This window comes from Citrobacter amalonaticus Y19 (assembly GCF_000981805.1).
In the GTDB taxonomy this organism is placed as follows: domain Bacteria; phylum Pseudomonadota; class Gammaproteobacteria; order Enterobacterales; family Enterobacteriaceae; genus Citrobacter_A; species Citrobacter_A amalonaticus_C.
The window spans coordinates 3,697,256-3,709,571 of sequence record NZ_CP011132.1 but is presented as its reverse complement, the minus strand read 5'-3'; the positions used below and the strand labels follow the sequence as shown (position 1 = coordinate 3,709,571).

Genomic DNA, 12,316 nt, shown 5'->3' with positions numbered 1-12,316 from the left:
TCTGTCCATGGACAGGGGGCTTTGTCTTGTTAACGCTTTCTGCCGCCCATTAAACTGCCTAACATTCCGCGAATGATTTGATTGGTGACCTGGCGCGCTGCGCTTTTCGCGACGCTCTGCACCACGCCATCACGCTTGCCGCCGCGCGGTCCGGTGCTGCCGAAGAGAATATCCTTCAGGCCGCCGAGGATCCCGTCGTCAACCGCCACCTCTTTGCCCTTCGTCGCCGGGCTACTTTGCGCTTCGGTCGTCGCCTGGACGCCTTTTTGCAGCATTTCAAATGCGGATTCGCGGTCCAGGTCGTCTTCATATTTGCCATAAACCGCAGAGTGGTTGATCAGTCCGTTGCGCTCATCATCCGTCACCGGCCCCATTCGTGAGCACGGGGCGATCACCATCGCCCGTTCGACTACCGACGGGCTGCCTTTCGCATCAAGGAACGAGACCAGCGCTTCACCGGTGCCCAGTTCCTGAATCGCTTTCTCCGTATCAAACGCCGGATTGGCGCGCATGGTCTGTGCGGCGGTTTTCACTGCTTTCTGATCTTTCGGCGTGAAGGCGCGCAGGGCGTGCTGAACGCGGTTGCCCAATTGGCCGAGTACGTTATCCGGAATATCCGCCGGGTTCTGCGAAACAAACCAGACGCCAACGCCTTTTGAGCGGATCAGACGGATCACCTGTTCGATTTTATCCAGCAGCACCCGCGGGGCGTCATTGAACAGCAGATGCGCTTCATCGAAGAAGAAGACCAGCTTCGGTTTTTCCAGATCGCCGGCTTCCGGCAGTTGCTCGTAAAGCTCGGAGAGCATCCACAGCAGGCTGGCGGCGTAGAGTTTTGGCATCTGGTAGAGCTTCTCGGCGCTGAGAATATTGATGACTCCTTTGCCAGTGGCATCGGTGCGCATCCAGTCTTTGATGTCGAGCATCGGCTCGCCAAAGAAGTGCGTTGCCCCTTGCTGTTCAAGCGTCAGCAGCCCGCGCTGGATAGCCCCAACCGAGGCGCTGCTGATGTTGCCATACTGATTCTGGAAGGATTTGGCGTTATCGCCGATGTATTGCGTGATGGCCCGCAGGTCTTTGAAATCCAACAGCAACAGACCCTGGTCATCGGCAATGCGGAAGATAATGTTCAGTACGCCGGACTGCACCTCGTTGAGATTCAGCAGACGCGCCAGCAGCAGCGGCCCGAGGTCAGAGACCGTGGCGCGAACCGGATGGCCTTTTTCACCGAAGATATCCCATAGCACCACCGGGTTGCTGTGGGGTTGCCAGTCGGTCATGCCGATATTTTTCAGTCTGGCGAGCAGTTTCTCGGAAGCTTGTCCCTCGGCGGCGACGCCCGTTAAGTCACCTTTCACATCGGCCATAAAGACCGGTACGCCGATTTCCGACAGCGATTCGGCCAGTTTTTGCAGCGTGACGGTTTTCCCGGTACCGGTCGCCCCGGTAATCAGTCCGTGGCGGTTCGCCATACCGGGGAGTAAAAACAGTTCAGTGTCTGGCGTGCGGGCAATCAGCAGGGGTGAGCTCATTAGATTTCCTCCATTTATCCTGCGTCGAGTATAGGCAATGTGGGTGAAAGAGAATATGCGCAGGGGAGAGAAAATCACTTATAGCGTATTGCCGTGGTAAATCTGGTATCCCAAGTCGATCGTATTGTGGTTGTGGTCGTTGTTCTTGATTTTGCTCAGCAACATCTGCGCCGCCATGCGGCCAATATCAAAACGGGGCGTGATGACGCTGGCAAGGCTTGGGATCATCTGTCGGCCCATCTCCAGACCGTGGAAGCCCGCAATGGAGATTTGCTCCGGCACGGACAGTTCGCGTTCCCGACAGAACAGCAGCGCGCCCATTGCAATATCATCATTGGTGCAAAAAACACCGTCTAAATCCGGGTGGGCGACGAGCGCGTCGCGCATCAGTTGCGTGCCCAGGTGAATCGACGAGATCGCCCGCGGATTAACGCGCAGAGGCGTCAGGTCTCGCTGCGTCATCGCGTCGCAGTAACCGCAATAACGCTGTTCATCACGAATATCGTCTTTCGAGCCGAGATAGAGAATTTTGCGCCGCTGGCGTTTATCCAGCATGGTGCTGACCATGTCAAACGCCGCCTGACGGTTATCAAACCCGACTTCCATATCCAGACGATCGCCCTGGATATCCATCAGCTCAATGATAGGAATCGCGGCCGAACGCAGGAATTTTACCGTACGTAAGGTGTGATATTTCTCGGAAAGAATGATGCCGTCGATATTGTAGGAGAGCAGGTTAATAACCGACTCTTCTTCTGACTCGCGATCGTAGTTGTAGTTGGCAATCAGCGTCTGGTAGTTGTGGTCAGACGTCACGGATTCAATACCGGCAAGAATGTCGGCGAACAGCTGGTTCTGAAAGGAAGGAATTAACACGCCAAGCGTGTAGCTTTGCGCGTTCAACAGCATCGCAGGCGCACGGTTTGGGATGTAGTTAATCTCCTCCATGATCTGCGCGATACGCTCGCCGGTTTCCTTTGCGACTTTTTTCGGCGAGCGGATATAGCGGCTCACCGTCATTTTGGTCACGCCCGCAAGCGTGGCGATGTCCTGCAAAGAAATTCTGTGGTTCCTCATCTTCTCTCCGCTACCGGGGGGCGGCGGCGATATCGCCCCCCGGTGGTTAATCCCGCCTTAATGCAGAACGGCGTTTAGCGCCAGCACGCCCAGCAGTCCCATAATTGAAATCAGGGTTTCCATCACGGTCCACGTCCGCAGCGTTTCACCGACGCTGAGGTTAAAGTAACCCTTAAACAGCCAGAATCCAGGGTCATTAACGTGCGAAGCGATCACGCTGCCAGCCCCGGTTGCCAGCACCATCAACGCCGGATCGGCATGGGTGACGTTAATGATCGGCAACACCACGCCTGCGGTCGTGATCGCGGCGACGGTCGCCGACCCCAGCGCGATACGCAGTAACGCGGCCACCGTCCAGCACATCAGCAGCGGCGACAGCGAGGTGCCGGTCATCAGGTGCGAAATATACTGGCCCACGCCGCTGTCTACCAGAACCTGCTTAAACGCGCCGCCGCCGGCGATGATAAACACAATCATAGCGATGGCGCCGATAGAATCACCGACGATATCCATGATCTGTTCAATCGTGCGTCCATTGCGTCGACCGAGGGTGAAAATCGCCAGTACGATAGCGATAAACAGCGCGACCGCAGGGTTACCGATAAACTCAAAGAATACCCGCACTGAGTTGGTTTTTGGCAGCGTAATTTCACAGACTGCGGCAACAGCCATCAGTATGACGGGGATCACCGCCGCAAAGATACTGTTCCAGAAGGAGGGCATCTCCTCTTCGGTGAACAGATGCGGGTTAAACAACCCTTCCGGCGGCGCTTTTTCAAAGCGGGTCAGCAATTTTGAAAACAGCGGGCCTGCGACAATGACGGTTGGAATGGTGATAATGAACCCGTACAGCAACGTGGTGCCGAGGTTGGCTTCAAAAATCGTCGCAATGGCGGTTGGTCCCGGATGCGGTGGCAGGAAACAGTGGGTCACCGAGAGGGCGGCGACCATCGGCACGCCGACATACAGCAGCGGCAAACCTGAAGAGGCCACCACCGTAAATACCAGCGGCAGCAGCAGAACAAAGCCGACCTCGAAGAACATCGCCAGCCCGACGACCAGTCCGGTGACGACCAGCGCCCACTGCACGCGCTTTTTACCAAACGTACCGATCAGGGTGGTGGCGATGCGTTGCGCGGCCCCGGTATCAGAAATCAATTTCCCCAACATTGCGCCAAAACCGAGGATCATCGCCAGCCCGCCGAGCGTGCCGCCGATCCCGTTTTGAATGGAATGTAAAACTGCCTGTGCGTCCATCCCTTCGGCGAATCCCACGACGGCTGCGACCAGGACCAGGGCGATGAAGCCATTGACTTTAAAGCCAATCATCAGGACCAGAAGCAGCGCGACGCCTGCCGCAATTATGATTAATGGCATAATCTTATCTCTTATCTGTGCCAAAAAGGCAGCGCTTGCGCGCTGCGTAGGGTTGTTCAGACGTTATACAGCGACCAGCATGCCGCCATCGACGAACAGCAGGTGCCCGTTGACGAAGTCCGAGGCTTTGGAGGAGAGGAATACCGCTGCGCCAATCAGTTCCTGCGGATCGCCCCAGCGGGCGGCAGGCGTACGTTTGCACAGCCATGAGGTGAAGGCTTCATCTTCAACCAGCGCTTTGGTCATCTCCGTTTTGAAGTACCCCGGCGCGATGCCGTTAACCTGGATGTTATGGCGCGCCAGCTCAACGCACATCCCGCGAGTCAGCATCTTCACGGCACCTTTCGATGCGGCGTACGGCGTGATGGTATCGCGACCCAGTTCGCTCTGCATCGAGCAGATGTTGATCACTTTCCCGGCCTGGCGCTCTACCATCCGACGGGTTACCGCCTGGGAGACGAGGAACACGGCGGTCTGGTTGACCGCAATCACATCGTTCCACTCCTGCTCCGGAAATTCGGTAAACGGGTGGCGACGCTGGATCCCGGCGTTATTGACCAGCACATCAATCGGGCCAATATCCTTTTCGATATGGTCAATCGCGGCGTCGATATCCTGTTTATGCGTCACGTTAAAAGGGGCGGCAACGGCGCGGATCCCTTCCTGTTGCAGTTTTGCGACGGCGGCTTCTGCCCGTTCCGACGTAATATCGTTAACGATAATCTGCGCGCCATACTTGCCAAGACCCGTAGCCAGCAAATAACCGATCCCCTGGGCGGAGCCGGTGATCAGAATATTTTTACCTGCCAGTGAAAAAAGATCGTTCATGATATTGCTCCTTATTTTTCATTCTCAAAGACGAGCTGAACTTTCGCCGCCTGGGTTTTGTCGCTGGCGAAAATCAGCGCCTGTTCCAGGTCGGTAAACGGATATTCCGCGCTCAGTAGCGGCAGCGGATCGATAACGTTATGCGCCAGCCAGGAGACCGCGGTGTTAAATTCGGTGGTAAAGCGGAAAGAGCCTTTCAGGGCGATCTCTTTGCCGATCAGCATCATCATCGGGAAGTCCGGAACGGCACCGCCCATCCCGACCTGCACCATCACCCCTTTTGCACGGGTGACTTCCAGACAGGTGGTGATGGAGGAGGGATGGCCCGAGACCTCAAAGCTGATATCGAAATAGCCTTTTTCCGTTTTCCACTGGTCGATGGAGTCATGCTGAGGATTTACCAGCGTATCCGCGCCCATTTGCTGAGCTAGCGACAGCGAACGAGGGCTGACATCGGCACAGACCACTTCCGCCGCGCCCAACGTTTTCACCGCGCTGACGATCAGGCAGCCGATGGGACCGACGCCAGAGATAAACACTTTCTTACCCTGCAGGTCGCCAGCCTCATGTGCGGCATGGATGGCCACCGCCAGCGGTTCAGCAAAGGCCATGACCTTTTCATCTGCCTGTTCCGGGTAAGGAATGCACTGGGCGGTATCGACCGTTTTAAACTGGGTAAAGCCGCCGTCGACGTGTGGAAAATACATTGCGCTGCCAAAAAAGCGCATTTCAGTACACTGGTTTTCTTCATGCTGAAGGCAATATTTACAATGGCCGCACGGTTTAGACGGATTAATGGCAATTGATTGTCCTTCGCGTAATGTTTCTGAATCGCTATGGACCACTTTGCCAATAACTTCATGGCCTAAAATCATCGGCGCTTTGACGGTGAAATTACCGACTTTGCCTTCCTGATAATAATGTAAGTCGGAGCCGCAAATTCCTCCGCGGGTTATTTTTACGAGCGTGCCTTTGTTATTCCATTCGATATTCTGCTGTGTTACGGCAACAGAACGCTTACCCGCGACAACGCAGGATTGAGTTTTCACTTCCATAAATGCCTCACTGGGTCAGGTCTTCATCTCCGGTGCATTTAAGCGGTTTTCATTGTCCTTATTTGTGATCGGCATCACGCTGGAAAATTGTTACACTACAATGTTACGCATAACGTGATGCGCTTTATAATTCTTATCTATGGAAATAAAAAAACGTGAAATTGTCGATTGTGCAGGCGTAGTATCGCGCCATGGAATATGACGCAGAGGGTTTTACATGGCCGGGGAAAGCTATATTTTGATGGGCGTTTCAGGAAGTGGTAAATCGTTAATTGGCAGTAAGGTGGCCGCATTATTATCGGCGAAGTTCATTGATGGCGATGATCTCCATCCTGCCAAAAACATTGATAAAATGTCTCAGGGAATACCGTTAACCGATGAAGACCGATTACCGTGGTTAGCGCGATTAAATGATGCTTCCTATAGCCTGTATAAAAAAAATGAGACGGGTTTTATTGTGTGCTCATCATTAAAAAAACAGTATCGCGATTTTTTACGCAAAGGCAGTCCTAACGTGCATTTTCTCTGGCTGGATGGCGACTACGACATTATCCTGGCGCGGATGCAGCGTCGGGCAGGGCACTTTATGCCGGTCGGCCTGTTGAAAAGTCAGTTTGAGGCACTGGAATGTCCGCTGGCGGAGGAAACCGATATTGCGCGTATCGACATTAATCATGACATTGAGAATGTGACGGCGCAGTGCCAGCAGGCGGTGCTGGCGTTTCGCCAGGCGCGGGAGCGACTCAGCGCCTCACTCTGAGCAAGGAGGCGCTGAGCCAGACCGTCAGAAATCGGCTTTTAGCACCACGCGGTAGCGGGCTTTGCCGTCACGCACGTGCTGAATAGCCTCGTTGATTTGCGACATCGGGAACAGTTCGGTGGTCGGCGAGACCTTGCGGCGCCCGGCAAACTTCATCAGCTTACGCAGCTCATATGGCGTACCGGTCGCCGAACCGGAGATGCTGCGATCGCCGGCAATCAGCGTGAATGCGGGTACCGGCAACGGTTTCAGCACCGCGCCGACGGTGTGGAAGTTGCCGCCGTAGGCCAGCGCTTCAAAGTAAGGCTGCCAGTCGAGATCGACATTGACGGTGTTGATGATGAGATCGAACTGGCCCGCCAGCGCGGTTAATGCCTGCGGATCGCGGCTGTTCACCACTTTATCGGCACCCATCGCCAGCACTTCTTTCTCTTTCGCCGGGTTAGAGCTGAACGCGGTGACTTCACACCCCATCGCATGCAGCAACTTAATCGCGATATGCCCCAGTCCGCCAATACCAATCACCCCGACGCGGCTGGTGGCGGTGATGTGGTGCATCAGCAGCGGTTTAAACACCGTAATACCGCCGCACAGCAGCGGACCGGCGGATTCAATATCGATGTTTTCCGCGAGCGGGATCACCCACTGCCAGTCTGCGCGCAGCTTCTCGGCAAAGCCGCCGCGATTGAGAATGGTGGGCACCGCGCCTTCCAGACAGTTGATCTGATTGCCGCTGATACACGCATCGCAATGCCCACAGCTTCGCGCCGTCCAGCCAATCCCCACGCGCTGGCCGATCGTCAGCCCTTTCCCCTGCGCCGCACTGCCGAGAGCGGCCACGCGACCAATCACCTCATGCCCGGCAACCAGCGGATACTGAGAGAATCCCCACTCGTTGTCGATCATCGACAAATCGGAATGGCAAATACCGCAGTAATCGACCTGCACCTCGACATCTTCAGGCTTGAGTTCGCCCGCATCGTATTCAAAGAGTTCGAGTTCGCTGCCCGCCTCTTTTGCGGCATAGCTTTTTATCATCGACATCGTGTTTCCCTCAGTGTGGTGTTGAACAGGAAAGTGTAGAGCATGGAAAACGGCGTCGCTTTGCAGAAGAGGGGATTGAGAAGAGGAATAGGGAGAAGCATGCTGATTTTTTCGACACTTAACGGAGAAGACACACGCTAGCGCTTGCATGGTTGCGTGCTACAGGTATAATCCACAACGTTTTCCGCGTACCTCTTCAGTGCCGAAGTGGCGAAATCGGTAGACGCAGTTGATTCAAAATCAACCGTAGAAATACGTGCCGGTTCGAGTCCGGCCTTCGGCACCAAAAACGATAATGGTAATCGTAAAACTCACAATAATCAGAGCGTTACACAATAAGACCGGAAATCGACAGTTCTAATAAAAGCGTCGGGTTTCTGGCTTTTTTGTTTATAAAGCCTCAGGTCGGATCCTTTCACTCACTCCCTGTTTTGTCAATCTCTCTCAACGCAACTTCTGAGCATCTCGACATTATGTTCGATATAGCTGAGTGTCACTTTAATATCCCGGTGGCCGAGTAATTTCTGCGTGACATACAAATTCTGCTCTGGTTTTTGCATCAGCTCAGTCGCGACGGTGTGGCGGTAGCGGTGCGATGAAAAACGACTGTGGCAGGCATCGCTCAGTTTCGCGAAGAAATAGCTTATCTGGTTCTCCGTCATCGTCTTGCCCTGGCGACGGGTCCACTGGCTAAAGCGATTAATATTGAACAGTTGGTCGTCTCCCCGCATCCCTTGTATTTTCGCCTGCAACAATAAATGCTCCAGATAAGGTCGCAGCCGCGAAGCGACAGGAACGATATGTTCATCGTGGCTTTTGCTGCCTTCGCTGCGGATAAACAGTGTGTTGTCCCTAAGGTCGATATCCCGGACGCGCAGATGCAGAAGCTGATTGAGCCGGATAGCGGTGTAATTGAACGTTTCTATCATCGCCAGCCAGAACCAGGCGGGGCAGAGGGGAGATCGGTAGCCACGCTGTGCCTTCTCCCGTTCAATGAAATGGTTCAGCACCTTACGGGAATTCAGGATTTGCTCCCGGCTCAGGGTTTTCTTTTTCTTGCGTGATTCCCGTAATGAGGTTTTCTGGAACGGGTTGGTGAATTGAGTGAGCAGTCCCTGTTCAATCGCAAAGTTATACAGTGCCCGCAGGTGGCGCATATAGTGGTTCCAGCTCACGGGTTTGATACACCTCACGTTTAGCAGATAGCTGCGCCATTCCAGCACCATATGGGGTGTGACTTCAGTAGGCAGGACATTGCGCCAGTGGTTAAACTGTTTCACTGCCGTGCGATAACAATCCTGGGTGTCAGGGCGCAATAGTCGGGCAAAAAAATACTCTTCCAGGAGCTTTTCAAAGGTCATTCTCACTTTCTCCTTCACTGAGTAAGAGATGAGGGTTGTTAAAAGGAACGTCATCTCCAAAAAGTTGTGTGGGATCGTCAAGCAAATATCCCTTCAGGCGTGAACTACGGCGTGGGCCGACAACTGCGCATTGCCAGATGTTCAGTCCATTTTTTCGTTTTCGATGAAGATTCAGATCCTGAAAAGCTTTCTGCACCTCCCGCCAGCGCTCCGCAGGAACATTCTGGCCGCAGCTATCCAGCCAGAGTTTGAAAATACCGGGTGTCACCAGGAATGCCGTTCCGGCGACAGTGTGGACTCTGGCGTTAGGTTCGTTGACTTCCAGGTGTTGCGCCTGAAGGTTATTGACCAGCCATTGCCAGAATGCTTCGCCAGACAGTGGGGTTTCGTCTGGCTCAGAAATGGAAGGCAGAGGCTCAGGTGTAACATTCGCCACAACCTCTGAGATTGTATTGTTGATAGATTCCGCCACAGGCGTAACGCTGCCAGTGAAAAGTACAGGTTGTTGCTGTGGGTTTTCCCAAATCAGCGAGGGTGAAAAACGTAACAGGGTGAGTTCGCTGCTCCAGCCGCCGCTGGCCTCAATCCGGCAACGCCAGATGGCTTTGTCTTCGCAGGGTATAAGCAACTGGTGTGACTGCATCTCGTCAAACAGCCGCACGTTATGCTGTGGCACTGCATCAATGCCCTGGCGCAGCAGCCAGCCACGAATGGCGTCGGCGGTGTTCTTACTGACCAGCCAAAGCGCCTCGTCTGTCAGCCAGCCGTCGGAACCGCCGTTCGGGTTATTAAGCCGAAATTCATGCGTCAGCAGGTCACGCAGTGCAGCGATGATTTGCTGCGGCAGTGAGGTTTGTGGACGATGGATAGCCTTAACCGGATCGCCACCGAGATAAAACGCCACCGACGCCCGGTCGGCTTTTTGCACCAGTTCACCCGCCAGCCCGGCATATTGATATTGTCCGTTCAGGCAGTGAAGGAGCGTGGATAATGCAACCGCGTCAGCGGCGAGCCAGTCGAGGCTTTTCGGCGGCAGAAGTTGAGTCAGCAGGATAGCTGCCGCAGCCGGATGGCGCAGATAATCACGTTGCGGCAGATAACGGAACCGATAGCGATCACTTAGTGGCCCATGCCATGGATACCATCGCTGCCCGCTGGCATCTTCCACTTCGATATCGGTGACGAGCTTACCCATATCGTGCAACAGCGCGGCGTAAATGATGACCGTTGTCCAGCGTTCAGACTGTGCGGCCTGATCTTCTGGTGCAGCATCAGGGGGGAAAAGATAACTCTGCCGCAGCCGTGCGGCATAACAGGCGGCTTCGAGGCTGTGATCGAGCAGGCCTCCCGCATGGGAGTGGTGGTGATTTTCCGACGCAGGAAACGACTGCGCCAGTTCTGCAAAACGATGGAGTGGCGTCAGCCAGAAGCTTTCAAACAGCGAAGCGGGGAGCGCGGTACTCTGGCGAATAAACTGGATAAGCTGTCGGCGGGATGCGTCAGCCAACAACGTTTGCGCAGATTCAGGTTGCAGCCAGCCCTCAGTGGCAATCAGTTCGCCAGTGGATGGTGTGGTGATTTGTTTCTTGCACATCAGCCATATCCGCATGATGGCCCTTTGTCCCTGATTGATTTTGAGTTGCAGGAAGGTATTGATGCAGAAAATCCTCAGGTACTTACATCAGTAAGTGACCGGGATAAACGAGTACAAACCGACTAAGCCGATATGAATGCCGTTTGCGACAGCCCTTTAGGGAGAGGAATACCAGCGCATCTGCAAATCGAAAAACGAAGGGAAGCCCCCTTTTCGGGTAAGCCCGTTCCCCCTTCAATCTCTTCCCCTTAACCTTTTATATTTTGCCTTTTTGTGCCGTTGTTTTTGGGAGGAAATTATTTATTCGTTGCGCAAATTTCATCGGGCGAAGAAAAACGGCAGAGCAGGGATGCTCCACCGTTGATATACAGGTCATGCGCTCAGCGCCAGCGGCTGTTGCGCCCGTTCAAGCAGATATTCGCAGGCATTGCGCGCCAGGCCACTGGCCCGAAAAATAGCACGTTTATCCTGTTGCAATATCTTAAGCCACGATGCGATGTAGCTGTCATGCTGTAGTTTTGCCTGGATACCGACATGGGCGCACAGGAATGCTGAACCCATTTCGGCGACAAGCTCTTCAAAACTGTACACTGGATCGCCAAAGGAATGCTTTCCGGCGGTGATGCCGTCCCGGTTCAGCCGTGAGGCGTGCCCGGTAGCGTGCGTCAGTTCGTGCAGCAGCGTGCCATAATAATCGTCACGTAAATCGAACTGTTCAGGATGGGGCATGACGATGCAGTCGCGTCCCGGTGAGTAATACGCACGATTCTGGCGTCGGTGGGTGATCACCACTCCGCTTTGTCGACCAACCTGTTCAGCGGCGGTGATGGGATCATCGACCATCACGACCGGCTGCGAAAAAGCGTCTGGCAGACCATCACATTGCTGAATGTTGAACAGCCGGAATTCACGCACGACGGCATAAGTCGTGATTTTAGGGTTGCCGTCAATATCCATAACGACGACTCCCTGGCTGTCCACTACCTCTCGCTGCTGGGGCAGATAAAACACTGCCAGTGTAGATTTTTCGCCTTTGCGGATGCTACCGCCCGCATTGCGAATCTGTGTGAAGGTCAGCCAGCGATCGCTCTCATATCCCTGTCGTTCCGCACTGTTCCAGAGCAAAGGAATATTGATGCCATGATACAGCCGCCCGGATAAGGCATTCATTGGCACCACCGGTTCCCCTTCCCGCCACGGGCGAACCCAGGGGATCACGCCCTTTTCCAGCGCGGCGATGATTTCGTCAGTGACTTTTTGGTAAAGATCGATGCTTCTGTTCATAAGCGTAACCTCATGATAAATAAGCCGGGTACAGCGCTCCCTGTCGGGAATCGCCCGGCGAGGGGAGTTAAGGATGCTGAGGCAATCAGCAGGTATGAAGAGCAGTAACCAGCAGGTGGTTATCTTCAAGCGTTAAGCGTAGCGGCGTCATCAGCGGTACATTGCTGCTGCCGTCAGCGGGCAGACAATACAGACCGAAATTGATACTTTTACGAGCTGCACCAGCGCTTTTGAATGTCAGCATGGTCGCGACAATCAGGTTTTCGAGGCGGTCGTCTTCCTGAGAGGGATCGGGTGGAAAACTGACTACTTTTTCCCAGGCCTCAGATGAGACAGACAACGATAAAGATGTTGCTTTCGTGGTGGATGAAGTTGGCATGGTGTTTCTCCAGTAGAAAAAACAG

Annotated in this window: 11 protein-coding genes and 1 tRNA gene; 2 read left to right on the top strand and 10 right to left on the bottom strand. The window is 54.2% G+C overall.

Going from position 1 to position 12,316, the window contains the following annotated elements; all coding sequences use genetic code 11:
- Positions 1 to 29: 29 nt before the first annotated feature.
- From F384_RS17000 to idnD, 5 genes are all read right to left on the bottom strand, one after another.
- Complete coding sequence (locus F384_RS17000) at positions 30 to 1,532, bottom strand: helicase HerA-like C-terminal domain-containing protein (RefSeq protein ID WP_046487504.1); 1,503 nt, start codon at positions 1,530 to 1,532, stop codon at positions 30 to 32.
- A gap of 78 nt (positions 1,533 to 1,610) precedes the next feature.
- Positions 1,611 to 2,609 (bottom strand): DNA-binding transcriptional regulator IdnR, encoded by a 999-nt coding sequence (idnR, locus tag F384_RS16995; RefSeq protein WP_046487502.1) that lies wholly within the window; start codon positions 2,607 to 2,609, stop codon positions 1,611 to 1,613.
- Between the two features lie 57 nt (positions 2,610 to 2,666).
- On the bottom strand, positions 2,667 to 3,986 hold the full coding sequence (gene idnT, locus F384_RS16990) for a gnt-II system L-idonate transporter (protein ID WP_046487499.1): 1,320 nt from the start codon (positions 3,984 to 3,986) through the stop codon (positions 2,667 to 2,669).
- A gap of 63 nt (positions 3,987 to 4,049) precedes the next feature.
- Complete coding sequence (gene idnO / locus F384_RS16985; protein WP_044327256.1) at positions 4,050 to 4,814, bottom strand: gluconate 5-dehydrogenase; 765 nt, start codon at positions 4,812 to 4,814, stop codon at positions 4,050 to 4,052.
- A gap of 11 nt (positions 4,815 to 4,825) precedes the next feature.
- On the bottom strand, positions 4,826 to 5,869 hold the full coding sequence (gene idnD, locus F384_RS16980; RefSeq protein WP_046487490.1) for an L-idonate 5-dehydrogenase: 1,044 nt from the start codon (positions 5,867 to 5,869) through the stop codon (positions 4,826 to 4,828).
- A gap of 217 nt (positions 5,870 to 6,086) precedes the next feature.
- Between idnD and idnK the strand changes: the two genes are divergently transcribed.
- Positions 6,087 to 6,629, top strand: coding sequence for a gluconokinase (idnK, locus tag F384_RS16975; RefSeq protein WP_046487486.1), 543 nt, complete (start codon positions 6,087 to 6,089; stop codon positions 6,627 to 6,629).
- Between the two features lie 24 nt (positions 6,630 to 6,653).
- Here idnK and ahr read toward each other — a convergent pair whose 3' ends face one another.
- Entirely contained in the window at positions 6,654 to 7,673 is a 1,020-nt protein-coding gene (gene ahr / locus F384_RS16970) for an NADPH-dependent aldehyde reductase Ahr (RefSeq protein ID WP_046487483.1), read from the bottom strand.
- A 201-nt stretch (positions 7,674 to 7,874) separates the two neighbouring features.
- Between ahr and F384_RS16965 the strand changes: the two genes are divergently transcribed.
- Positions 7,875 to 7,959, top strand: a tRNA-Leu gene (locus F384_RS16965).
- 148 nt (positions 7,960 to 8,107) lie between these two features.
- Here F384_RS16965 and F384_RS16960 read toward each other — a convergent pair.
- The 4 genes from F384_RS16960 to F384_RS16945 all read right to left on the bottom strand — a co-directional run bounded on the left by F384_RS16960 (position 8,108) and on the right by F384_RS16945 (position 12,291).
- Positions 8,108 to 9,034, bottom strand: a complete 927-nt coding sequence (locus F384_RS16960; protein WP_046487481.1) for a tyrosine-type recombinase/integrase — start codon at positions 9,032 to 9,034, stop codon at positions 8,108 to 8,110.
- Positions 9,024 to 10,643, bottom strand: a complete 1,620-nt coding sequence (mobH, locus tag F384_RS16955) for a MobH family relaxase (RefSeq protein WP_046487478.1) — start codon at positions 10,641 to 10,643, stop codon at positions 9,024 to 9,026. Before mobH ends, F384_RS16960 begins: the two co-directional genes overlap by 11 nt.
- A gap of 357 nt (positions 10,644 to 11,000) precedes the next feature.
- Positions 11,001 to 11,912 (bottom strand): ArdC family protein, encoded by a 912-nt coding sequence (locus F384_RS16950; protein WP_046487476.1) that lies wholly within the window; start codon positions 11,910 to 11,912, stop codon positions 11,001 to 11,003.
- A gap of 85 nt (positions 11,913 to 11,997) precedes the next feature.
- Positions 11,998 to 12,291, bottom strand: a complete 294-nt coding sequence (locus F384_RS16945) for a hypothetical protein (protein WP_046487470.1) — start codon at positions 12,289 to 12,291, stop codon at positions 11,998 to 12,000.
- Positions 12,292 to 12,316: the final 25 nt, after the last annotated feature.

Bases quoted from the DNA above. Each gene is read 5' to 3' on its own strand.
- F384_RS17000 (WP_046487504.1), bottom strand. From the start codon at position 1,532: ATGAGCTCACCCCTGCTGATTGCCCGCACGCCAGACACTGAACTGTTT.
- idnR (WP_046487502.1), bottom strand. From the start codon at position 2,609: ATGAGGAACCACAGAATTTCTTTGCAGGACATCGCCACGCTTGCGGGC.
- idnT (WP_046487499.1), bottom strand. From the start codon at position 3,986: ATGCCATTAATCATAATTGCGGCAGGCGTCGCGCTGCTTCTGGTCCTG.
- idnO (WP_044327256.1), bottom strand. From the start codon at position 4,814: ATGAACGATCTTTTTTCACTGGCAGGTAAAAATATTCTGATCACCGGC.
- idnD (WP_046487490.1), bottom strand. From the start codon at position 5,869: ATGGAAGTGAAAACTCAATCCTGCGTTGTCGCGGGTAAGCGTTCTGTT.
- idnK (WP_046487486.1), top strand. From the start codon at position 6,087: ATGGCCGGGGAAAGCTATATTTTGATGGGCGTTTCAGGAAGTGGTAAA.
- ahr (WP_046487483.1), bottom strand. From the start codon at position 7,673: ATGTCGATGATAAAAAGCTATGCCGCAAAAGAGGCGGGCAGCGAACTC.
- F384_RS16960 (WP_046487481.1), bottom strand. From the start codon at position 9,034: ATGACCTTTGAAAAGCTCCTGGAAGAGTATTTTTTTGCCCGACTATTG.
- mobH (WP_046487478.1), bottom strand. From the start codon at position 10,643: ATGCGGATATGGCTGATGTGCAAGAAACAAATCACCACACCATCCACT.
- F384_RS16950 (WP_046487476.1), bottom strand. From the start codon at position 11,912: ATGAACAGAAGCATCGATCTTTACCAAAAAGTCACTGACGAAATCATC.
- F384_RS16945 (WP_046487470.1), bottom strand. From the start codon at position 12,291: ATGCCAACTTCATCCACCACGAAAGCAACATCTTTATCGTTGTCTGTC.